General features: G+C 59.8%; 21 protein-coding genes. 15 read left to right on the top strand and 6 right to left on the bottom strand.

Translation table 11 applies throughout. From position 1 onward, the window contains the following. Window positions 1-27 precede the first annotated feature (27 nt). The 10 genes from eat (at window position 28) to trpS (ending at window position 10,345) form a co-directional block, all read left to right on the top strand. Complete coding sequence (eat, locus tag ACYU0X_RS16050) at window positions 28-1,464, top strand: ethanolamine permease (RefSeq protein WP_461901690.1); 1,437 nt, start codon at window positions 28-30, stop codon at window positions 1,462-1,464. Between the two features lie 54 nt (window positions 1,465-1,518). Continuing rightward, entirely contained in the window at window positions 1,519-2,916 is a 1,398-nt protein-coding gene (locus ACYU0X_RS16045; RefSeq protein ID WP_418907764.1) for a glutamine synthetase family protein, read from the top strand. Window positions 2,917-2,949: 33 nt separating this feature from the next. Next, a complete protein-coding gene (locus tag ACYU0X_RS16040) occupies window positions 2,950-3,717 on the top strand; it encodes a gamma-glutamyl-gamma-aminobutyrate hydrolase family protein (RefSeq protein ID WP_418907763.1) in 768 nt (255 codons plus the stop codon). Then, the gene (locus ACYU0X_RS16035; RefSeq protein WP_461901689.1) at window positions 3,714-5,090 is read left to right on the top strand and encodes an aldehyde dehydrogenase family protein; all 1,377 of its coding nucleotides are present in this window, start codon (window positions 3,714-3,716) and stop codon (window positions 5,088-5,090) included. Before ACYU0X_RS16040 ends, ACYU0X_RS16035 begins: the two co-directional genes overlap by 4 nt. A 36-nt stretch (window positions 5,091-5,126) precedes the next feature. After that, complete coding sequence (locus tag ACYU0X_RS16030) at window positions 5,127-5,927, top strand: 3-oxoacyl-ACP reductase (protein WP_461901688.1); 801 nt, start codon at window positions 5,127-5,129, stop codon at window positions 5,925-5,927. Window positions 5,928-6,127: 200 nt separating this feature from the next. Continuing rightward, entirely contained in the window at window positions 6,128-6,787 is a 660-nt protein-coding gene (locus ACYU0X_RS16025; RefSeq protein ID WP_461901687.1) for a M15 family metallopeptidase, read from the top strand. Next, window positions 6,784-7,887 (top strand): alanine racemase, encoded by a 1,104-nt coding sequence (gene alr / locus ACYU0X_RS16020; protein WP_461901686.1) that lies wholly within the window; start codon window positions 6,784-6,786, stop codon window positions 7,885-7,887. Before ACYU0X_RS16025 ends, alr begins: the two co-directional genes overlap by 4 nt. Further along, complete coding sequence (locus ACYU0X_RS16015) at window positions 7,884-8,840, top strand: D-alanine--D-alanine ligase family protein (RefSeq protein ID WP_461901685.1); 957 nt, start codon at window positions 7,884-7,886, stop codon at window positions 8,838-8,840. Before alr ends, ACYU0X_RS16015 begins: the two co-directional genes overlap by 4 nt. A gap of 142 nt (window positions 8,841-8,982) precedes the next feature. Then, a complete protein-coding gene (locus ACYU0X_RS16010; protein ID WP_418907757.1) occupies window positions 8,983-9,165 on the top strand; it encodes a hypothetical protein in 183 nt (60 codons plus the stop codon). Window positions 9,166-9,304: 139 nt separating this feature from the next. Next, window positions 9,305-10,345 (top strand): tryptophan--tRNA ligase, encoded by a 1,041-nt coding sequence (trpS, locus tag ACYU0X_RS16005; RefSeq protein ID WP_461901684.1) that lies wholly within the window; start codon window positions 9,305-9,307, stop codon window positions 10,343-10,345. A 69-nt stretch (window positions 10,346-10,414) separates the two neighbouring features. Here trpS and ACYU0X_RS16000 read toward each other — a convergent pair whose 3' ends face one another. Together ACYU0X_RS16000 and ACYU0X_RS15995 are read right to left on the bottom strand one after the other, a co-directional pair. After that, window positions 10,415-10,828 carry an SRPBCC family protein gene (locus ACYU0X_RS16000; protein WP_461901683.1) on the bottom strand — a complete coding sequence of 138 codons (414 nt, stop codon included), beginning with the start codon at window positions 10,826-10,828 and terminating at the stop codon, window positions 10,415-10,417. 70 nt (window positions 10,829-10,898) lie between these two features. Then, window positions 10,899-11,450 (bottom strand): AAA family ATPase, encoded by a 552-nt coding sequence (locus ACYU0X_RS15995; protein ID WP_461901682.1) that lies wholly within the window; start codon window positions 11,448-11,450, stop codon window positions 10,899-10,901. A gap of 140 nt (window positions 11,451-11,590) precedes the next feature. Here ACYU0X_RS15995 and ACYU0X_RS15990 point away from each other — a divergent pair, with 140 nt between their 5' ends. Then, window positions 11,591-12,508, top strand: coding sequence for a LysR family transcriptional regulator (locus ACYU0X_RS15990; RefSeq protein WP_461901681.1), 918 nt, complete (start codon window positions 11,591-11,593; stop codon window positions 12,506-12,508). A 266-nt stretch (window positions 12,509-12,774) separates the two neighbouring features. Further along, entirely contained in the window at window positions 12,775-13,785 is a 1,011-nt protein-coding gene (locus tag ACYU0X_RS15985) for an FUSC family protein (RefSeq protein ID WP_461901680.1), read from the top strand. Between the two features lie 275 nt (window positions 13,786-14,060). Here the strand turns inward: ACYU0X_RS15985 and ACYU0X_RS15980 are convergent, their stop codons facing one another. Continuing rightward, complete coding sequence (locus ACYU0X_RS15980; RefSeq protein ID WP_461901679.1) at window positions 14,061-16,022, bottom strand: S8 family serine peptidase; 1,962 nt, start codon at window positions 16,020-16,022, stop codon at window positions 14,061-14,063. Between the two features lie 763 nt (window positions 16,023-16,785). On the opposite strand from ACYU0X_RS15980, the gene ACYU0X_RS15975 reads away from it, so the two are divergent. Further along, window positions 16,786-18,108 carry a YjiH family protein gene (locus ACYU0X_RS15975; RefSeq protein ID WP_418907750.1) on the top strand — a complete coding sequence of 441 codons (1,323 nt, stop codon included), beginning with the start codon at window positions 16,786-16,788 and terminating at the stop codon, window positions 18,106-18,108. Here the strand turns inward: ACYU0X_RS15975 and ACYU0X_RS15970 are convergent. Further along, window positions 18,105-18,620 (bottom strand): tetratricopeptide repeat protein, encoded by a 516-nt coding sequence (locus tag ACYU0X_RS15970; protein ID WP_418907749.1) that lies wholly within the window; start codon window positions 18,618-18,620, stop codon window positions 18,105-18,107. The two genes, ACYU0X_RS15975 and ACYU0X_RS15970, sit on opposite strands and share 4 nt — an antisense overlap. A 734-nt stretch (window positions 18,621-19,354) precedes the next feature. Here ACYU0X_RS15970 and ACYU0X_RS15965 point away from each other — a divergent pair. Next, the gene (locus ACYU0X_RS15965) at window positions 19,355-20,821 is read left to right on the top strand and encodes a chlorohydrolase family protein (protein WP_418907748.1); all 1,467 of its coding nucleotides are present in this window, start codon (window positions 19,355-19,357) and stop codon (window positions 20,819-20,821) included. Between the two features lie 126 nt (window positions 20,822-20,947). On the opposite strand, the gene ACYU0X_RS15960 is transcribed toward ACYU0X_RS15965, so the two are convergent. Then, window positions 20,948-21,355 (bottom strand): RidA family protein, encoded by a 408-nt coding sequence (locus ACYU0X_RS15960; RefSeq protein WP_418907747.1) that lies wholly within the window; start codon window positions 21,353-21,355, stop codon window positions 20,948-20,950. Window positions 21,356-21,435: 80 nt separating this feature from the next. Here ACYU0X_RS15960 and ACYU0X_RS15955 point away from each other — a divergent pair, with 80 nt between their 5' ends. Continuing rightward, window positions 21,436-21,810 carry a winged helix-turn-helix transcriptional regulator gene (locus ACYU0X_RS15955; protein WP_418907746.1) on the top strand — a complete coding sequence of 125 codons (375 nt, stop codon included), beginning with the start codon at window positions 21,436-21,438 and terminating at the stop codon, window positions 21,808-21,810. A 198-nt stretch (window positions 21,811-22,008) separates the two neighbouring features. On the opposite strand, the gene ACYU0X_RS15950 is transcribed toward ACYU0X_RS15955, so the two are convergent. Further along, window positions 22,009-22,587: an NADPH-dependent FMN reductase gene (locus ACYU0X_RS15950; RefSeq protein WP_418907745.1), complete on the bottom strand. Its 579-nt coding sequence runs from the start codon at window positions 22,585-22,587 to the stop codon at window positions 22,009-22,011. Between the last annotated feature and the right edge of the window lie 257 nt (window positions 22,588-22,844).

Raw genomic sequence — 22,844 nt, 5'->3', positions numbered from 1 at the left:
CGATCTCTGTAGGACAGAGGAACATCCATGGCAAAGAACTCACATATCGACTACGCCGCAGTCGACAAAGACTACTTGAAGCACCGCCAACTACGCCGGGGCGTCGCCGGCTGGATTCTGCTCGCCGGACTCGGGGTCGCCTACGTGATCTCCGGCGACTTCTCCGGATGGAACCTAGGGCTAGGGGTCGGCGGCTGGGGCGGGCTACTGATCGCCTTCCTGCTGATGGGCGTCATGTACACCTGCATGGTCTTCGGTCTCGCCGAGCTTTCCTCCACCCTGCCCACGTCAGGTGCCGGCTATGGCTTCGCCCGACGGGCACTCGGGCCACTAGGTGGGTTCGCCACCGGCATGGCGGTGCTGATCGAGTACGCCGTGGCACCGGCCGCCATCGCCACATTCATCGGTGGCTACATCGAGGCGCTCGGGCTCTTCGGAATGACCAATTCCTGGCCGGTCTATCTGGTGACGTACGTCGTCTTTGTCGGTATTCACCTGTGGGGCGTCGGCGAGGCGCTCAAGGTGATGTTTGGAATTACCGCCATTGCCGTCGTCGCGTTGATTGTGACCGTCGTCGGCTTGCTCCCGCACTTCGATGCGGCAAACCTTTTCGATATCGTGCCCGACGGCTCGGCCGGATCCAGCGCCTTTTTGCCCTTTGGTATCTCCGGCGCACTGGGCGCTCTGGTCTTTGGTATCTGGTTCTTCCTGGCGGTCGAGGGCGTGCCGTTGGCTGCGGAGGAATCGAGCGACCCGAAGCGTGACATGCCCAAGGGCATTATCACCGCCATGATGATCCTGCTGGTGTTTGGCGCCTTGATGCTCGTTCTGGTGCCAGGAGTCGCCGGCGCCCAAGCGATGAGCGATTCCGAGTCGCCGCTTCCCGAAGCGTTGCGGGCCGGGCTCGGTGAGGGATCGATGCTTGCGAACTTCGTGAACTACGCCGGCCTTGCTGGGCTGATCGCCAGCTTCTTCTCCATCGTCTTCGCCTATTCGCGTCAGCTCTTTGCGCTATCGCGCGCCGGCTATCTGCCGCGGGTGCTTTCGCTGACCTCGGGCCGCCACACGCCATGGGTCGCCCTCTTGGTTCCCGGCACCATTGGCTTCCTGCTCGCGGCATTCACCGGCAACGGTGGCCTGCTAATCAATATCGCCGTATTCGGAGCCACGGTCTCCTACGTACTTTTGAATCTCAGCCACATCGTGCTGCGGATCAAGGAACCAAACCTAGAACGCGGATACCTGACACCGGGCGGCACGATCACCACGGGGATCGCGCTGGTATTGGCCGTGGTTGCCTTGATCGCCACCTTCGTGGTCGACGTCCTCGCCGCAGGCATTACCGCGCTCGTATTCCTCGCCGCGCTGGCCTACTTCTGGTTCTACAGCCGGCACCACCTCGTCGCCAACGCTCCGGAGGAAGAGTTCGCTCTCCTCGAGAACGAGGAGGAGCAACTGAACTAGGCGGCAAGACACTTCACCAGCGGATACCCACGAGACTTAGGAACAGGACTTCACATGACCACTCAGGACACACAGAACAAGCAGAGCACCGTGAAGAACTCCCGGATGCTATCGGTCGAGCAACTGAGCAAAGACATCGAAGCCGGGGTGATCGATTCAGTCGTTCTCGCCTTCACCGATATGCAGGGACGCCTCCAAGGAAAAATCATTCACGGTCAATTCTTCCTCGATACCGTGCTCAGCCACGGCACTGAGGCCTGTAATTACCTGCTCGCGGTGGACACGGACATGAACACCGTCGATGGATACAAGCTGACCAGCTGGGAAACCGGGTACGGCGATATGGAGTTCGTTCTGGACTATCAGACCATCCGCCGGGTGCCCTACCTGGAGAAGACTGCGATCATCCAAGCCGATATCGCCACCACCGATGGCCGACCGGTGCCGGTTTCGCCGCGTTCCTTGCTACGTGCCCAGCAAGATAAGGCCAATGAGCTGGGACTGGTGGCATTAGCCGGCACCGAACTGGAATTCGTGATGTATGCGGACTCCTACGAGGACGCCACGCTACGCAACTTCAAAGATCTGACCCCGGCCAACCAATACAACGTTGACTACTCGATCCTCGGATCGATGCGCGTGGAACCGCTACTACGCGATATCCGCAACGCCATGTACGAGGCCGGTATGATCGTCGAATCGGCCAAGGGCGAATGCAACTTCGGCCAGCACGAGATCGCCTTCCGCTATGACGATGTGATCACCACGGCGGATAACCACACGTTCTACAAGCTTTCGGCCAAACATATGGCCGCCCAGCGCGGACAGTCGATCACCTTCATGGCCAAGCCGAACGAGCGAGAAGGCTCGAGCTGCCATATTCACATGTCGCTCCGCGGGTTGGATGGCTCCTTGGCGTTTTGGGACCCTGCCACGGGGAAGCGCACCAAGCTTTACAACCATTTCATTGCCGGCGTGCTGGCCACGATGCGCGAGTTCACGCTCTTCTACGCCCCGAATATCAACTCCTATAAGCGCTTCGCCAAGGGCTCCTTCGCACCCACCGCGGTGGCTTGGGGCTTGGATAACCGTACCTGCTCGGTACGGTTGGTGGGCGAAGGGCATGGGGCGCGCATGGAGAACCGCCTGCCCGGAGCCGACGCAAACCCCTATCTGGCAATGGCCGCCATGCTCGCTGGTGGGCTGTACGGAATGAAGCACGAACTAGAGCTGCCGGAGATGATCGAGGGCAATGCCTACGCCTCGGATGCAGAACATGTGCCACACACCATGGCCGAGGCAAGAGAGCTCTTCGCCAACTCAAAGATCGCCCTCGAGGTATTTGGCGAAGAAGTCGTGAAGCACTACACCCACTACGCCGACATTGAACTGGAACAGTTCAACGCCGCGGTCACCGACTGGGAAGTGCGCCGCGGATTCGAGCGGCACTAGCAAGCGAGAACGATCGAAGGGATCGAGACGACGGTGAACTTAAACCCCCTTAGCGACGAGTACCGTCCGCGCATCGGGTTGACGACCTACTGGCAGGAGGCCTCCTGGGGCGTCTGGCAGTCACAGGCAGCAATTGTGCCGGGCAAATATGTCCAAGCGGTCGTGGCCGTGGGCGGCACCCCGTTGTTGTTGCCACCATTGGGCACCGACACCACGGTGCTCGATCTGCTCGATGGGCTGATCGTGATTGGCGGCGTCGATGTTGACCCGGCGAACTACCAGCGCGAAGCGCACCCCACCACGGCCGCGCAGCCCGAACGCGACGACCACGATATGGCTCTGACCGCTGCCGCATTGGAGAGGGCACTGCCGTTGTTCGCGATATGTCGTGGCGCGCAGATCCTGAATGTGGAACGTGGCGGCACCTTGAACCAGCATCTGCCGGACCTGATTCCGGATGCCGCGGCACGCTACCAGCCGGCCCCGGGGGTGTTTGGCAGCGTGGACTTCACCACGGTGCGTGGCTCGCTGGCCGAAACCCTGCTCGGGCAGCAGGCCACGGCACCCTGCTACCACCATCAGAGCCTGGAGAACGTGGCCGAGGGTCTGCAGGTCACGGCGCGCGCGGCCGATGGCACCGCCGAAGTGATCGAGATGCCACAGGCCCCCGGCTGGGTGCTGGGCACCCAGTTTCATCCCGAGGAAAACCTCGAGGACCTGCGGCTCTTTGCCGGGTTCGTCGAGGCCGCCCGCAGCTATGCACGCACCACACAACACCGAGAAAGGCAGGGTCAACTGTGAGCAGCTATACCGTCATCAACCCCGCAACCGCACAGCCGATCCGCGACGTCGCCCTGGCCGACCTAGAGCACACGGATCGAGCCATCGCCCGTGCCGCGGCCGCCTACGAATCCTGGCGCCATACGGCCCCGGCGGACCGGGCCCTGCTCTTGCGCCGTTTTGCTGCCATCGTTGACCGCGAGATTGAAGCGTTGGCCCTGCTCGAAGTTGCCAACGCCGGGCACACCCTGGGTAACGCGCGCTGGGAGGCCGGCAACGTGCGGGACGTGCTGAACTACTATGCCGCCGCGCCAGAACGGAACTTCGGCAAACAGATTCCGGTGGCCGGCGGCGTGAATATCACCTTCCACGAACCGTTAGGGGTCGTCGGGGTAATTGTTCCGTGGAACTTCCCGATGCCGATCGCCGCCTGGGGGTTCGCCCCAGCGCTCGCTGCAGGCAACACGGTGGTGCTCAAACCGGCCGAGCTGACCCCGCTGACTGCGCTGCGTCTCGGAGAGCTCGCGCTGGAAGCCGGTATCCCCGAGGGTGTGCTGACGATCCTGCCGGGCAAGGGTTCGATCGTCGGAGAGCGTTTCGTGACTCATCCGGCGGTGCGCAAGGTGGTCTTTACCGGCTCCACCGGCGTCGGCCAGGGCATCATGCGTGGCTGCGCCGAACAACTCAAACGCGTCACCCTCGAGCTTGGCGGCAAATCCGCGAACATCATTTTCGCCGACGCGGATCTGGAACTGGCCGCGGCCCAGGCGCCGGGCGGAGTTTTCGACAATGCCGGACAGGACTGTTGCGCGCGTTCGCGGATCCTCGTCCAACGCAGCGTTTTCGAGACGTTCATGGAAAAGTTCGAAGAGTCTGTTCGCCAGGTTCGGGTGGGAGATCCGCTGCATGAGGACACGGTCATGGGCCCGCTGATTTCGGCAAGGCAACGTGAAACCGTGGCGTCCTTCCTCGAAGGTGAGCAGGGGCGGCGCGCCGACATCGCCTTTCAGGGTGAGGCACCGGGCGGCGAGGGTTTTTGGTTCCCGCCCACCGTGGTGTTGCCACGCGATCGCGCGGATCGCATCTTGCGCGAAGAAGTTTTCGGCCCCGTTGTCGCTGTGGTGCCCTTCGAGGACGAAGCCGAGGCCATCGCACTGGCCAACGACAGCGACTATGGGCTGTCCGGCTCAATCTGGACCCGTGACGTGGGCCGAGCCCTGCGCGTCTCGCGCGGTGTGGAAGCCGGGAACCTCTCGGTGAATTCGCACTCCTCAGTGCGTTATTCCACGCCCTTTGGCGGCTTCAAAAAGTCAGGACTCGGGCGCGAACTCGGTCCCGACGCCCTGGATTCCTTCACCGAGGTCAAGAACGTTTTCATCGGTACCGACGACTAAGCACGAGCTCTAACCCGAAACCTAAGGAGAAATATCATGAGCGAAACCGCACCCTACAACGGACTGGTCACCAACCGACTGGCCGGCCGCGTAGCGACCATCACCGGGGGCGCCTCGGGTATTGGCCTAGCCACCGCAAAACGCCTGGCCCATGAGGGCGCCACCGTGGTGATCGCCGATATCTGCGCGGACGAGGTCGGCCAACAGGTCGCCGATCAGATCGGTGGCTCCTTTGTCCGCACCGACGTCACCAACGAAGAGGATGTAAAGAACCTGTTCGCAACCACTAAAGAGACCCATGGTTCGGTGGATATCGCCTTCAATAACGCGGGAATCTCTCCGGCGGACGACGCCTCCATCTTGGAGACCGGGATCGAGGCCTGGCGCAAGGTGCAGGAAGTCAACCTGACCAGCGTGTACTACTGCTGCAAGTATGTACTTCCCTATATGCAAGAACAGGGCCGCGGCTCGATCATCAATACGGCGTCCTTTGTCGCGGTGATGGGAGCGGCCACCAGCCAGATCAGCTACTCGGCCTCCAAGGGCGGCGTACTGTCCATGAGCCGAGAACTGGGTGTGGAATTCGCCCGGCAGGGCATCCGCGTGAACGCACTATGCCCAGGCCCGGTGAACACCCCGCTGCTCAAGGAGCTGTTCGCCAAGGATCCCGAACGAGCCGCCCGGCGCCTGGTCCACGTTCCGCTGGGACGATTTGCGGAACCAGATGAGCTTGCCGCCGCCGTGGCCTTCCTTGCCTCCGATGATTCCTCCTTCATCACCGCCAGCCAGTTCCTGGTCGACGGCGGTATCGCCGGTGCCTACGTGACCCCGCTCTAAGCGGTATCGCCGGCGAACTTGCCGGGTGGCGCAGACCGGGAACGGTCCGCGCCACTCGGCATTGTTAGTGGGTATACACAGCGGCGTAGAACTGCCGCCACCGGTGTGCGCATCATATGAGGCTACCTGCGTGCACATATCGAAAATGTATTGAAAAGTAGATACGCTCTGGCAACATCCCTCCGCGTTGACTAGTCCTCATGAGCAATGATGAGAACTCCAAGCACACACCGGGCGAGAAGCGCCTGACGGCACTGGCAGCACGCGGAGTGGTGGCCCTGCTCGTAATGCTCGCTGCCATGCTCCCGGCCATGGTCCTGGACACCGGCAACCTGCGCCCCACTGCCTGGCTCTCCGACTCCTTTAGTCACGTGACCAAGGCCGTCACGAAACTGTTCTCTGGTGGAGTAGGCGAGGACGGGGGAGATGTTCCCAAGGGAACTACGGTGCACTCGGATACTGCCGGGGTTCGCAAGCTCGATTCGGAACTGCGCCAAGCATTGAGTGCGGCCGCGAGTGATGCGCAAAAGCGCGGGATCACCATCTACATCAACAGCGGCTGGCGCTCGCCGGCTCTGCAACGTCAGTTGCTTGAGCAGGCCGAAGCCAATTATGGTTCCGCGGCCGAGGCGGCCCGTTGGGTCGCCACCGCCGAAACTTCCGCCCACGTTTCCGGCGACGCGGTCGACGTGGGGCAAGCGGACGCCCGCGACTGGCTCTCCCGGTATGGGGCACACTATGGTCTCTGCCAGATTTACGCCAACGAGTCGTGGCACTTTGAATACCGCTCCGAGGCCAGCGAAACCGGCTGCCCGGAAATGTATAAGGACCCCACCGAAGACCCACGGATGCATTCGTGAACGGGGACTTGCATCGACCAACCCTCTGGATTGACCCTCGGGCGATTGCGCAGAATATTGCCCTCGCCCGAAGCCGGAACGCCGCCGAAGTGATGGCGGTAGTCAAGGCCAATGGCTACGGTTTGGGCACACACACTTTGGCTCGCGCCGCACTTGGTGGCGGTGCCACACGTCTTGGGACCACGGATTTGGGCGAAGCTGTGGCACTGCGCGAGGCCGGTGTGCGTGCGCCAATACTGACGTGGCTCAACGCTTCCGGTGTTGACGCTGCGGCGGCCGCGGAGCACCAAATCGCGGTGGCGATTGGTTCGCTCGAGGAGCTCAATGCGCTCCTGCGGCAACACTCGACCGCGCCGGTCACCGTGCACCTGCACCTCGATGTGGGCATGTGCCGGGAGGGAGCCTCGCCCTTGGATTGGCCGGCGCTCTTCGAGTCGGCCGCCCGGGCCCAGCGCCAAAACAAGATCCGGGTCGGTGGGCTGATGGGGCATTTGGCGCAGGCAGATCGTGCCGAACCGGAACTTAATGCCCAAGCCGTACGGGCTATGTCTGCGGCGAAAGCGCGGGCCACCGCATTAGGGCTGGGACAGCTTAAGTTGCACCTAGCGGCCACCGCGGCCACCCTCACCGACCCAACCACCCATTTCGATATGGTGAGATTCGGCGCCGGACTGGCCGGGATCGACCCCTCTGGGCGCACCGATCTTGCCGCTCCTGCCCGGCTGACCGCACCGGTGGTGCATAGTGTCTGGGCTTCGGAAGGTACCAGTGTGGGCTACGGCGGCATGTACCGTAGCACCCACGACGGGTACCTGAGTGTCTTGCCGGTCGGCTACGCCGACGGCATCCCACGGGAGATCTCTACCGATGCCAGCGTGCAGATCGCAGGCCGTCGGCACAGGGTGGTGGGCCGGGTCAGCATGGACCAAATCATCATCGACACCGGGCCCCACCGCTATGCACGCGGCACCATGGCCACCATCTTCGGGGCAGCGGCCAGCGGCGCACCCACCCTGGCCGATTGGGCCAACTGGGCCCAGAGCATCGCCCACACCATAATTTGCACTATCGGACCACGTGTTATCAGGAGCGTTCAATGACTACCCACATTCTCGTTATCGGTGGCGGCCAAAATGCCGAGCACAACGTATCGCTGGCCACCGCAGCAGCTATCGGAAAGGCACTGAGCTCCCGGGGATATTCCGTGATCGCGTTGACGATCGACCTCGATGGACGCTGGAGCAAAGATGGGGAGCCGCTCGGCGAGACCGTTGCCGCCTCGGTAGCCTCCGCCCTGCGCTTCTTCGATCAGGCCGAGGTGGTCTTTCCCGCGGTCCATGGGCCACTGGGTGAAGACGGGACACTGGCGGCGCTCTGTGCACTGACCTGCGTCCCGGTGGTGGGCTCTGGCCTGCGCGCCGGAGCGTTGGGCATGGATAAGTGGTCCACCAAGCTCGTGGCGCAAAGTTTGGGGATCGCCACCGCCCAAGGACAGCTGGTCTCCGCCGCCGAGCGCGATCGGGTACATTTCGAGGGAGAGGTGGTCGTCAAGCCCGCCTCGAGCGGATCCAGCTACGGTGTGTCGGTGGCCTCCACCCCTGAGGAATTACGCGAGGCCTTAGAAACCGCTGCGCAGTTCGACGAGCGCATCATCGTCGAACACATGGTGCGCGGGCGAGAAATCGACGTCGCAGTCCTGCAAGAACCCGGCGGTGAACTATTTACACCTCCGGCCCTTGAAATCCACGCGCAGGGGCTGTTCGATACCGCGACCAAATACGACGGAACGGCGACGTTCAGTGTGCCGGCGGCGCTGACACCTGCAGAGGCCCAGTCGCTCAGTGACGCGGCAAAGGCCCTGTACCGCGAGTTAGGTTGCGCGGGCGTGGCACGGATGGACTTCTTTCTCACCACGCGGGGCCCGGTGCTGATCGAAGTGAATACGATGCCCGGCATGACAGCACACTCCCAGGTGCCACAGATGTTCGCTGCAGCGGGCATCGAGTACGCAGATCTGGTGCAATCCATGGTCCGCGCGGCATTGCGACCCTAGGACGGGAAAGCTGCGCCCTCCTCCTTTAGGAGGAGGGCCCGTCCGATCCGGAAATGTTAGCCTAATAGAGAAAATTCCAGCACAACATGCGGGTGTTAGCCGCCCGCCGTTACGTGAAGATTCGATGAGAAGAGTTGATCCGGTGAATATCATGACGCCTAATGCGTACGAAGTTGTATTCATCTTTGTGCTGCCCGCACTGACGGTAATCGCCCTTGTTGTCGTGTTGTATCGCGTGCTGACCTACACATCTCGGGCGGAGCGGCGCGAGGAGACCATCGAACGCGAGCTTCAACGTGAAACACGCGATAAGGTAGAACCATGAACCTAAACCTCAATTGGTGGTGGCTGCGCTAACGCAGCCCGGTTCAGTCATGTCCACGAGCTGCCCGCCGGTTCGTGGATTTTTTATGGTCGCATGACGACCGTGCGGGCCCGTGGGCGCCCTATCGCACGGAGAAATCATGCAAACTTTTCTGTCCGCTCAAGAACGTTCCGAGCAACTGTCTCATCACATCACTCAAGCGCCACAGGAATACCGGGTGCTGAGTGGCGAACGCCCCACCGGTGCCCTCCATCTGGGCCACTACTTTGGCAGCATCGTCGAACGCCTGCGGCTTCAACAAGCGGGAGTGGAAACCTTTATCATTCTCGCCGACTACCAGGTGATTACCGACCGAGATTCCATGGGCGCGGTGCGCCAGAATGTGCACAACGCGGTCTTGGATTACTTGGCGGCGGGTTTGGATCCGGAGACAACGACAATTTTCACGCACTCAGCGGTTCCAGCACTGAACCAACTGATGCTTCCTTTCCTCTCACTCGTTTCAGAAGCCGAACTGCACCGCAATCCCACAGTGAAGGCCGAACGCGAATCGTCGGGTCGAGCCATGTCGGGACTGCTCTTGACCTATCCGGTGCACCAGGCCGCAGACATCCTTTTCTGCAAGGCCAATGTGGTGCCCGTGGGTAAAGACAACCTCCCGCATGTTGAAATGACCCGCACTATTGCCCGCAGGTTCAACGACCGCTACGGTGCGCTCTTCCCGGAACCAGACGCGCTACTGACCGCAGCGCCGCACGTACCCGGACTCGATGGGCGCAAGATGTCCAAGAGCTACGGAAATGCTATTGGTTTGGGGATGAGTGCCGATGAGACGGCCGCCCTCATCCGAGGAGCGCGCACCGATTCTCAACGGCACGTGAGCTTCGATCCAGAACGGCGACCAGGTGTTTCGGCGCTACTGAGCACCGCCGCGCTCTGTCTCGGGCGCGAGGAACTGCAATTAGCTGACGAGATAGGTGCCGCCGGAAGTGGCGCGCTCAAACGATTGGTCACGGATGCCGTTAACGATTTCCTGCGCGAGCACCGCGCGCGGCGGGCAGAGTTTGCCGCGCAACCGGAGTTGGTGTCGCAGATCCTTCAGCGCGGGGCGCAACGTGCCAATGACGAAGCCGAACAGACGCTAGCCGACGTGCGCCAGGCAATGGGCACGCTTTACTAGCTATCGCGACCCGTGGAGCAGCGAGCACGGGCAATCCAGCATTCGGGGTTGCCTCCACCAACACAGCGCCTAGTGGGCCGCCTGCTCGCGTTCGACTAGTGCGATGAGCCCGGCAAGATCTGAGGCAAGTACTTCTTCCAGCCCGGCCATAGCCGAAGCAAGCTCCTCGGACTTTGGCCCGTCGACGGTGGCATGAAGTTCGAGTCGGCTTCCCCCATCCGCTGCATGAGACTCGTGGCGGACCGTCAACGAGCCGCCGTCGAGGAATACCGTGTCTTGGAAGGCGAGTCCCGGAACAATATCGCTCACCATCATCGGTGTTTCATCGCCGTCGCGAGTCTTCATGACCCCGCGGACCCCGGGCCGCAATGGTCCCTCGAGACGAATGTACTCCATCCCCGGGGCCCACTCGGGGTGGGTTTCCACATCGCACCACCGAGCATGAAAATGCTGGGGAGCTACTCGCGAAGTTGCTGTGATCATCGGAAATTTCACCATGTTCGGCATCGTAGCAGCGGGGTCCATCTAGCTGGCTGGCTTGCGCGCAGATGGCTTAGTGCGGCGGTGGTGCCCGCGGAGGTTCGGGTGTAGGGCGGCACCTGGAATCTGCGAGGATGCGGGTCACCGCTTCGCCGAGCCCGAAGTCTTCACCGAGCGCGGTCTCGGCGATATGGGGCAGCGGGTCGCGTCCGCGCCACCACGAGCGCATCTCGCGCTCCCCGAACTCGCCCGAGCTAGGTTTTGTGTTGTGTCGTCGTAGCGTTTCCTCGAAGCCCACCTCATAGCGGTAGAAAAGGCTAGGGCCCCGATGATCCGCGGCCAACTGCGCCAGCATGTCTCCGTAGATTTCAGCGTAGAGGATGCCCTCGATGACGACGTCCATCCCGAGGTCCAGCGCGTAGCGCGCCGAGAGATCTAGGTAGCCGATCGCCGCGTTGCCCTGGCGTTCTGCTACGTGCAGGATCTGGCGGCGCAGCACATCTTGACCGAGGATCGCGGTGGGCCGCTCGTTCGCCTGACGCAATGCCGCCGCGAGCGAGCTCTTGCCGCTGCCAGAGTTTCCGCGGATAACGATCAGACGAGTGGTTTCAGACCCGGTGCGCATTATCCAATGGTAGGCAGGACCCAGCTCAAGCCGGTATGACGTGGCTTCTAATGATGCGTAAACGACTCGAGCTTAGGCGCGGAGACTCGAGGTAGGCCTTGTGTGCCTCTTGAGGCTTCGGGGAATGATGCAATAGAGCCATGATGCTTAGACAGCTGGAGTACCTCGTAGCGTTGGCCAATGAACGGCACTTCGCCCACGCCGCCGACGAATGCTCGGTGTCCCAACCGGCACTGTCCGAGGGGATTCGCAAGCTGGAAAAGGAGCTCGGCACACCGTTAGTCCGTCGCGGGCACGCATTCCAAGGATTCACCGTCGAAGGCGAGGCGGTGTTGAAGTGGGCGCGGAAACTGCTCAAGGATCAAGAGTCGTTAAAACAGGAGATCTCCGTACTCCAAGAGGGTCTGAGGGGAACGCTACGAGTGGGTACCGTACCGGCGGCCTCGTCGACCGTGGCTGTCCTGACGGATAGGTTTGCTCGCACGCATCCAGACGTCACGGTCAACGTGCAGGCGGGTCTGCACTCCGCAGATATTCTTCGGCGGATTCGGAACTACGAGCTGGACGCAGGTCTCATCTACGCTGAGCCAGAAGACCTAGCGGGGTTGCTGGTCTACCGGTTGTATTCGGAGGAGCATGTCCTGCTTACGTCAGTGGACATGCTCGATTGCCTGGGGGACGCTACCTGGCAGAAGGCGTTGGAACTGCCGCTGTGCTTGTTGGATTCTTCGTTGCGCGGTCGTCAGGTCCTTGAACAGAGGCTGGCTCAAGAAGGTCTGAGCGTCTCGCCGCGCATTGAATGCGATTCGATTGTGACCTTGCTGGCGCATGTCGCTACGGGGCATTGGGCGAGCATCGTTCCTAAGCAGTGGCTGCCACCCTTGGGTCAATTGCCGGAAATCATGATCACCAAACTTGATGACCCCGTCGTCACGTCGCAAATCTCTCTTGTCATGGAAGACGGTAACCCTCAAACGCTCATGTCGCAGGCGTTAACGAAAGTCATTTTCGATGCCTTCCCGACGACTGAACCTGCGTCTAGTAGGTATGATAAGTAGCTTCTATTGAGTCATCGGTACTAATTGTTTGATCTAATGAACCAGACTCGTCAACCCTAGTAACAGGCCCGGATTCACAAAGGAATGAGCGGCGCCAAGTCATACGGGGGAGAAAACGTGGAAGAACGCAGCACGGTGCTACGGGTGATGTTGAGGGGTGTGCGCTCGCGGTTCAGCACCTCGTTGGTTCGGGTGGTCCGCTGATGGCTGGTGATCAGTTGCGCACAACGGGTGAAAGCTCGTCGATCCGAACGAGGCTGGCAGCCTTGGCAAACTGGCAATTGTTTCTGATCTCCCATGTCCCGGAAATCCGACCTGCTCTGCGCGTTGGTCTCGGACTGGCCGTTCCAGGGGCGGCGCTTTTAGTTGTTGGCCGCACAGATCTTCTTGTTTATGCAGTTTTCGGCTCGGTTGTCGGAATGTATGGGCGTGACCCGCGTCGGCTACAGCGCTTCAAGAATCAGGTGCATGGCGCGGCCATGATGCTCTGTGCCGGTATTTGCGGCATCATGCTGGCACCCTTTGGGTTGCATGGGTGGTCTTTGCTGGCTGGAGGAATGCTCTGGGCTGCCTTCAGCTCGGTGGTCGCGGATCGGTACGGCCTCAAGCCCGGCGGCGCCTTCTTTCCGCTCTTCGCTTTTTGTGCCTTGGGAACGCTCCCGGTCGGAGAACATCCGGCCGTAGACGGTTTGGCAACGTTCGTGGTCACCGCGTTGGTCAGCATTCTGCTGGGTCAGGCGGCAAAGTTCGGACCGTCGACAGAACGCGGAGTCGAAACGATAGCCTTTCCTTGGCCTAACGTTCTGCGCCGTGCAGGCACGTACCTGGCCGTGGTCCTTGTGGCGGGGACCGTGGGCATCACCCTGCAGGTGGAGCATCTGCAGTGGATCATGGTCGGGGCCGTAGTGCCGCTGGCCGCTGGCAGTGCTCGGGGACGGCTGAAGCGCGGTGCACACCGGATCGCCGGAACGCTGGTGGGCATGGGTGTGCTTCTGGGAATCTACTATCTGCGGCCAAGCGAGCTGATGTTGGGTTTGGTGATCCTCGCGCTGATGTTTCCGACTGAGGCTTATATGGTTCGCAATTACGGGTTGGCCCTGAGCTTCTTCACGCCGGTAATCATTCTGATGTTGCAGCTGGCTAACCCGACGCTCGGTGTTCAGGTGATGTGGGACTGCGCCATCGGTAACCTGCTGGGCGTGATTCTCGGGATCGCAGCGGCCGCCGTGTTCGAGCGCCGGCCACGCACGCAATATGCAAGTGGAGCCGTGGGCTAACTTCGCTCCGCGCGGGTACCGAATTTGTTGTACCTTGTCGGTAGGTTAGCAGCAATGGTACGCCGAGAGTTGGAATGTCGGTGGCTTCGTCGGAACGTATCGGAACCGAGCCTCGTTCCATACGCCAACCGTCTTCGGCGACCGGCAAGACCGGTCGGTGGGCCTTGGAGTGAACCTGACCTCGAAAATTTCGAGGGAGGTATGAAAAAGCATAGGCAGAGGGCAAGGCGCGAGCCTCTTCCCTCTGCCTATGTGGCGTTCACTGAAGTGCGGGACTACCCGGCGGTCACCGATACGTCATCGATGCGGAATACAGTCGCCAGCGCGCTGTCTTCTGCTCCGTAGAAGCGCAGGGTGACAGTCTTGCCGCGGAAATTATCCAAGCTGATGCTCTTCTTCTCGTACGACGAGCTGGCATCCAAATTCGACCAGGTGCCTACATTGTAGGTATTGGAGCCGTCGATAATCTGGACGAAAAGTTTGTCGTATGCGGTGTACGAGGTGTATTCATTGGTCAACACCCGCAGGTAGAAGTCCAGCTGTGCGCTGGAGGCATTTGATGGAATGCTCACTTTCTGGTCCAGCGTGTAGGTGCTCGGGCTACCCCAGCCGTTGAGCCCAGCCAGGCCGTTGCCGGAGCGGGCGGCTGCACCGCTCTCGAAGGTGTCGGCGCGATTGGAGCTCCAGTTCGTTGAGCCGTCTTCGAAGCCTGGGTTCTTCACCAGGTTTCCACTTGGCTCAGGGGCTGGCGTTGGGTCCGGAGTCGGATCCGGAGTGGAGCCGGAGAGGGCGGACATGACCTTGGTTGCGTCAACCAATCCGGTGCCACAACCGATGTTGCAGCCACCTGGCATTGGGCGGGTGCCGCTCTTTACAGCGGTTTCAACCTGGGCTGGCGTCAGCGAAGGCTTTTGGGACTTCATCAGCGCCACCAAGCCAGCTACGTGAGGGGTAGCCATGGAGGTGCCCTGGTAGAAAGCGTAGCCTTCAGATGACGGTGTGGTGCTACCGGTATTGATGGTAGAGAGTACACCTTGGCCGGAGTAGCGAGTGTCGCCGCCGGGGGCCGTCACGTCAACAGCTGAGCCGTAGTTCGTGTAGTAGGACGGGGCTCCTGAGGGGTTGCTGGCGGCCACGGTAATGACATTGTTGCAGTTTGCTGGACGCGAGTTCGATGCGTTCTGGCTTTCGTTGCCAGCGGCGACAACGACAGAGGTGCCTCGAGAAACGGCAGAGTCGATGGCTGCCTGGTAGGTGGCGCCGCACGCGCCGCCACCGCCGAGGGACATGTTGATCGCGTCGGCTGGGGTGCTGTTGGCTGGGACGCCCGGTACAGATCCGCCCGAGGCCCAGACAATGGCGTCTGCGATATCGGAGAGGTTTCCTCCGCATTTGGCCAGAACACGAACTGGCTGGATCTTGGCGTTAGGTGCAACTCCGGCAACGCCCTTGGCATTTCCGGTGACCGCGGCGACGGTACCGGCTACGTGGGTGCCGTGCCAGGAGGAATTACCTGAGCTGCGGCTGCCACATTCGCCTGCGGCGTACCAGTCGCCTTCATCTTGGGGATTTGCGTCACGGCCGTTGCCATCGCGGGCCGACGAAGAGTCGGAGACGAAGTCGTATCCGGAGAGAACGTTAGCGTTCAGGTCCGAGTGCGAGGTGATCCCCGTATCCAAGACAGCAACAACGCTGCCCGATCCGGTGGAGATGTCCCAAGCAGAAGGCAAACGCATGCCGTTGGTTCCGCTGTAGTGCCATTGCTCGCCGTAGCGGGTGTCATTCGGAGTCATGGAAATCTTCATGATTGCATCGGGTTCTACGGATTCCACGAGACCTGACTTGGCGATTTCAGCCATGAAAGATTTGGCGTCGCTGTCCTTGAGTTTTTTGTTGGCCTTGACCACAAAACCGCCGGTTGCCATTGAGCGCAGTTCCTTGACGGATACCCCTGCTTCTTTGGCCGCTTTACCCCACGCCTTGGCCCGACCAGACTTGCCCGACTCCTTGGCCGAGGCCTTGTAGGTGACGATGAATTGGTCGTATGGCTCGCCGGGCTGAACGGAACCGAGCATGACTTTAGCGTCGTTGCTTGGCGCTGGAGCGGGCTTTTCTGCTGGTGCCATCACGGGAAGTGCGGATGCTGGCAATGCACCGGCGCCGAAGCCGGTCAATCCGATCACGACCGCTGCGGAGGCAGCCAAAGATCGCCTCAGTGGGGTAGAAAAACGTACCATTGATGTTCTCCTTGTTGGATGATTTTGGGCGCACAAAAGCCGGTGATCAATCGGTTTGGTGTGTGCCGACATGGAGCCTAGCCGCATTGTTGTCCTGAATGGAAGCACTTCTCAAATAAATCTTTTATATTCACGCATGTACTAAAAAGATATTTCACATATTTCCGAGCGAGCTCCCCAATGGGTTCGCGGGTTTGAAAAATGAATGGCGATCTAATGCGAGTTTCGAGAGTGCAAAATTTTCATATCTGTTCTGACCACACTAAACGTGTAACTCGCGCACCGGTAAGAGCATCTTTGTTGAAGTGGACGGCCGTGAGTTGGGTGCAATCGACCCCGGCGGTCAAGTGTGCGCCCATGTGAACTAAAGACTTGCGGATGATTGACTAATCTATTGATTAAACGGTTTGGCCTTAATGAAGCACTGGTTCGCAGCTAATGAAATGGCTAGGCGTTTTTCGCTCGCTTCGCTTCTGACTCACATGTCGGCGTTTCGGAGTTGAGTATGTGTTGGGACCCAAGCCAGAGGGGAAGCTCACCAAAAGCGTTCGGTGGCTCGAGGCGTGGCTTTGGCCGGGCGCTGGTGCAGGGGTCTCGGAGTGAAGCAGGCTCGCCGCTCTCAAGGTGTCGGGATCGCACGGGATGCTAAGCCGAATCGCATGGGAAATCCGATATTCCAGACACAGGGTGCGATCGGGGTCACTATCGGCCGCTGCCGTCGGGTTCCATAGATCTAAGATCATTGCCCGAAGGGAACACCATCATGTCTAACGCTCTGGAAACCAGAGAGCCTACCAAACCGTGGGATGTCTTGCGCTTCGTGCTGTATAGCGCGATCGGCATCACCGTGTTTTTCGTGCCGGTGACCATCAACGAGAAGAGCACCATTCTGCTCGATCATTTGGTCACCTGGGTGCGTGCCGCTGCGGGCGGAGCCGTGCCTTATTACATTCTGGCGCTCTTGGCCGCCGGTACCGTGCTGCCTTTCGCCAATGGTGCGTGGAAGAAATCGCCGATGCGCATGTTCTTTGCCTTCGCCAATATTGTTGGATTGGTTGTGGGCGTGGCGCTGACCTTTGGTTGGGGACCACAGTGGCTCTTGCAAAAGGATATGGGGCCATTCCTGCTGAACTCGCTCGTGGTGCCGGTGGGCCTCATCGTGCCGATCGGCGCGATTTTCTTGGCCATGCTGGTCAGCTATGGCCTCATGGAATTCATTGGAGTGTTCTGCCAGCCGATCATGAAGCCCCTTTGGCGCACCCCGGGACGCTCGGCCGTTGATGCGGTGGCTTCTTTTGTAGGTAGCTACTCGCTGGGTCTGTTGCTCACCGACCGCATGTATAGGGGCGGACGCTACACCGGGCGTGAAGCGGCGATCATTGCCACAGGGTTTTCCACCGTATCGGCCAGCTTCATGGTGATTGTTGCCAAAGCTGTGGACCTGATGCCGTACTGGGGGACCTACTTCTGGTTAGCGCTCCTCGTGACCTTTGCGGTCACGGCAATTACCGTGCGGATTCCGCCGCTATCGCGCATTCCTGACACTACCTACTTGGGTGTGAAGCACTTGCCAGAGGAAAAGGCCCAGGGCAACCGCTTTAAGGTGGCGTCCGCTGAGGCCATGATCGCACTTAAGCGAGCACCGGGGCTGGGACGTAATATCGGCGAGAATCTTCTCGACGGGTTGAAGATGGCGATGGCCATCCTTCCCTCGATTCTTTCGATTGGTTTGCTCGGGCTGGTCCTGGCCCGATTCACTCCGATATTCACCTGGCTCGGCTACCTGTTTGCACCCTTCGGCTGGGTGGTTGGTCTCGACGATCCGCTACTGGCTGGCAAGGCCTCGGCCACAGGGATCGCTGAAATGTTCCTGCCGGCAACGCTGGCCGCAGGTCACGAGTCACTCGAGCTGCGTATGGTGATCGGCATCGTGTGTGTCTCGGCGATTATCTTCTTCTCCGCATTGGTGCCTTGTATTTTGGCGACCAGCATTCCGCTGAAACTATGGCAGATGGTCGTCATCTGGTTCCAGCGTGTGGCGCTGACGATTCTTATCGCAACGCCGCTTGTCTCACTGATCCTCTAGGTATTGAGTCGCCCGTCCTTCAGCCAGCGACCCAGGCTTGCCAGGCCGTCGCTCCAGCGCCCGAGGTCCGTATGCCCGTGGTGCGCGGTGATGACCTCGAGCAGTTCGCCAACGGCCGCGTCGGTCTGGCCAGCTTCAAGGGAGGTGAGTGCGGAAAACACCTTCACACCTTCCGAATTGGGGAACTGGGCGCGTGCTTGCTCAAGTATGGCACGCGAGGCGTCGAGTTCGCCCAGCCAACGCAGCGTGCTTGCATATTGGCAGAGGCAACGCCGCAGGGGTTCGCCACTCAAGCCTTGTTGCAAGGCTTGCTCGTAGAGCTCACGCGCTTGCTGCTCATGTCCCGCGGAATCGTGAGCTCCGGCCAATTCGTAGCGGACAACGGCATTGTTGGGATATTGCTCTAGTAGTTGCTCGAAGAAGCGAATCGTTGGCGCCATGTCGTTGCGGTTGCGCAACGCATACCCCGACCGAATTGCTTCGGCGAGGTCGTGAGACAAACCCTCGTACATTGCGGTTCTCCTGTCGTAGTGCCAAGTGGCTCATTCTTGCATGGGGGCTGACGGCTTGGCGCTCTTGTTCAGCATGGCCGCCGCTTCGTAATTCGAGAACAAGCCTTCGATGGTATTTGGCTAGATCTGAACTAAATGGAGCGGCGGCGACGTCGAGCCTAGTCGAAACTTTGCAAATTTTTCCTTGTGCGATCGGGCAGTTAAGACTTAGGGGCAAGGTCCTCTCGTTAGTGCCGACTGTGCTCGGCGTGATGGGAGATTAGTCTGCTTTTTTTGGTCCTTCGTCATGAGTCCTGAACTGGCGCCAACTTTCAAGGACGTTACTGACTGAAGTGAGCGATGTGAATCGGTGCAGTTGAAGCGCCTCAAGCAAGTGCTGAAACGGCGTTATGGCGCGAGAGGCGATCCTATGTCCGTTCTCGCTTCTTCGATTCCGCGATGCTCAGAGCTACGAGTGAAAGAAGTCTAACCGCAAGTAACACCAGGCCCAGGTGGTCGACGGCGATGGTGCTGGATGTGAAGACTTCTGGACCCCTGGCTGCTCGGTCCAAACCGTATCCCTCTAGACGGTTTCGCGAGGCCTCGACGCCAGCACGGTGGTGCAAGGTCGGATGAATGCGCTTGGCGGACGGATGTATCTTTCGGTATACCAAATGTGGATCTAAGTCGGTAGGCTGGAGCACGGTGCGCACCTAACCGCACCGCAGCTTTCCACGCGAGCCAAGGAGTACTCAATGGGGCAGGTCACCCGCATCAGCGCCGCTTTCGTCATCGGCTACCAAGACGGGGACCACTGCATTTGGCCGCAGGGTGAACTTGTCCATGAGGACGGCATCGTGCTCTTCGTTGGACGCGACTATCCAGGGCATGTCGACATCGAAGTGGACTCAGGAAATGCCATCGTGTCGCCTGGCTTTATCGACCTCAACGCGCTCTCGGATATCGACCACGCAATCTTTGATTCCTTCACCAGCGGCGACCTACGCCGAGGACTGGCGTGGTCCGAGGAGTACTTGCATAACCATGGTGCGGTATTCACCGAGGAAGAAGAGGCGTTCCGCCGCCAATTCGCCATCAGCCAGCTAGTGCGCAACGGCATCACCACGATCATGCCGATCGCGGCCGAAACCTATAAGCCGTGGTGCGAGGACTACGCCGACATGGCTCAAATGGCCCAGGCCGTCGAAGCGCTAGGACTGCGCGCGTACCTCGGACCAAGCTACCGCACTCACGTTCCCTATACCGATGGCACGCAGCAGCTGTTGCACTTGGACGAAGGCAAAGGGCTTGTGGGCCTACAGCAGGCCATAGAATTCTGTCGAGACTTTGAGAACGCCGCAAATGGGCTGATCCGCACGGCGCTACTCCCTGCGCGCATTGAAACCCAGACCGAACAAACGCTCAAACTTACCCGCCAGGCCGCTGACGAATTGGGTGTTCCGGTACGTTTGCATGCCGCTCAGGGGCTATTCGAAGTGCAGGCCATCGTCGAGCGCACCGGAATGCGCCCGCTCCCGTACTTGGATTCGCTGGGCTTTCTGACCGAAAGAACTTTTATACCGCACGCTTGGACGGTGCCCGGAAACCGGCATATGCCCGAAGAATTTGGAGAGGGCGACGATCTTGCGCTACTCGCCGCCTCGGGAGCATCGGTGATTTTCTGCCCGATTCCTACCGCGCACTACGGTGTTTGCCTTGAAGATTTCGACTCCTACCGCGAGCAGGGAGTGCGGGTGGTGCTGGGGACCGACTCCGCCCCGCCGAACATGATCCGCGCGATGGACTTGGCGATGGGCATGACCAAGGCACATACGGGTTCGATGACCAGCGCCCAGGGACGAGATCTCTTCCGGGCCGCTACCTTAGAGCCGGCGAATGCGTTAGGTCGCGAGGATCTGGGCCGGCTGGCGCCCGGTGCGCAGGCCGACTATTTCGTGCTGGACCTCAACGGCACCCATATCGGACCGAATGCCGACCCGATCCGCACTCTAATCATGAACTGCGACGGCCGCGATATCACACATGTCGCGGTGGCCGGACGAACCATCGTGTCCGACAAACAGATCGTTACCGTGGACACCAGCGACTATCAGCGGCGCGCACAAGATTTTCTAGATAAGTACATGGCCGCATTTAGCGTCAGTGACTATAAGCATCGGCCCACCGCGGAGCTCTTCCCGGCGAGCTTTCCGGTGCGCTAACTTTCGTCCCTAGGATATCGTCGCAGGCGGCTTTCGGAGTTGGGGGCCTCCTGACGGTCGGCTCCGAGGTACGACGTGTTGTTGGTGGGCATGCCACAGTTGCAATGTAGCAGCCCACCATTGGGCTTAATCGAGAATGGCCGTCGCCTCGATCTCTATGAGCGTTTGGGCATCAAAGAGCATTTCGACGCCGATGAGCGAGGACGGTGGCATTGGGGTAGGTAGCCCCACTTCTTGGGCTACGGAATAGATGCCCTCCATGAGCTCGTTGATTTTCCCAGTTTGCCAGTCGGTGACGTAGATCGTTAGCCGGACGACATCGTCGAAGGTCGCGCCGACAGAGGCCAATCCCGTTGCGGTATTGCGTAAGGCTTGCGCCGCCTGATCTCTGAGATTGTCCGGAGTTTGCGCACCGTCAGGTCGGTACGCCACCTGTCCGGCGACATGGATGTGACGAGTGCCAGTCGCAACCGCGACGTGGTCATAGGGGGCTGGTTCCAGCATATTGGCGGGACTGAATCGATGAACGGCCACGGAGTTTCTCCTTTGTTGTGAGTGGGTATCATCAAGCTATGCGCCCGTTACGGGGCACTTCAACGAGACTAGGTTTCAGCATGGATACCACTAACGAGCTACGCGTCACGCCGGCGCACCGTGAGCTGCTTGATCAAGTGCTCGACAAATTGTCGCTCTCGGTCATGAACGAACTTTGTGAGAAACCTTGTCGATTCAATGAGTTACGCCGGGCGATTCCACGGGTTACTCAGAAGTCATTGACGGGAACTCTGCGACGACTTGAGCGAAACGGTGTCATAGAGCGGAGCGTGGCCAGCACTCGTCCGGTCGCAGTAACGTACAGCATTACACCACTCGGGAAAACCCTGCGCAGGCCGGTGGATGAACTATTGAAATGGGCCGAGGACTACTTACCGGAGATTGACGCCGCGCGCGAAGCATTTGACGACGCTGAAGCCGGGGCAGACTCATAGATTTCTCTAGTATTCGGCCAGTAGAGCACCTAGGCGCTGACATGCCGACCCAATAAGGCAGTGCCTTGAGCTTGTTACCTGAGTGGATTGCTTCAGGGAAGTCCTAGGGAGTTGTGGCGGTCATCCGGATTAGTAGCCTGGAGCCCTTGAGAATAGGGTTGCGTTTCGCGATTTCTCTGAAGGTTGAACGCGATGAACTTACACTTCCCATGTTGACGTGTAGCTACGCGAGGAGAGTAGGGCAGCGAGTTCGGCGTGAACATGCATGGTCTTGGTAAGACGTTTCGTCCGGTCATCTGAAAGCTTTCCCTCTTCCCAGTCGCGACCGGAAAAGTATGCGGAATACGGGTTGATCACGCACTTGAAATCATTCATCAACGAACCGGCAAGCGACGTCGTCGCCATGTAACTGTGTGGGAGACCAGCCGAGCACACGAACGAAACGACCTTGTCGAACCACGCCGAGGTATTACGGCCATCGCCGGTGGCTCCGGTAGCTTCAATCAGAGATTTGACTGCGGCGTTGGGAGCCCAATTGTAAATCGGGAAAGTGAGGACAATGCCGTCGCTTTCCCGAATGCGCCGATGTAAAAGCGCAAATCCTGGGTCGCTGAAAATCTCGTTATTGTCGAAGATTGGAAGTTCGAATTCCGCCAGATCGATTACTTCCGAATTGTGCCCGTGATTCTGCAGGATTTGCGCTGCTTGGACGGCCAAGCCGCGGCTAAGGCTGGCGGGGTCAAGGCTGCAGGAAATCACAGGGAGTGTCAGTGGCACACCCGTACCCTAGCAGAAAGATTCTGCCTACTTCGCTAGGGAATCTGCCGTCCGAGTTGGCTAATACTCTGATGTTGAGCTCCTCCCGCAGTCTCCAGTCTTAAGTCACCGACGAATTCTATCTACGCGAGATTTACATCAATGGATGCAAATTTTCACGATTTTCCACCTTGGCGAGCGGAAATCTGGAAACGACCTAATGAAACAAGAGATTCCTTCCAGTTAATTGAAACTGCAACAAAATTGCTTGGGCGATG

The sequence above is a fragment of the Glutamicibacter sp. X7 genome (assembly GCF_054889245.1).
The sequence above is the reverse complement of the archived record's forward strand: the minus strand, read 5'-3'. Positions and strand labels throughout refer to the sequence as shown.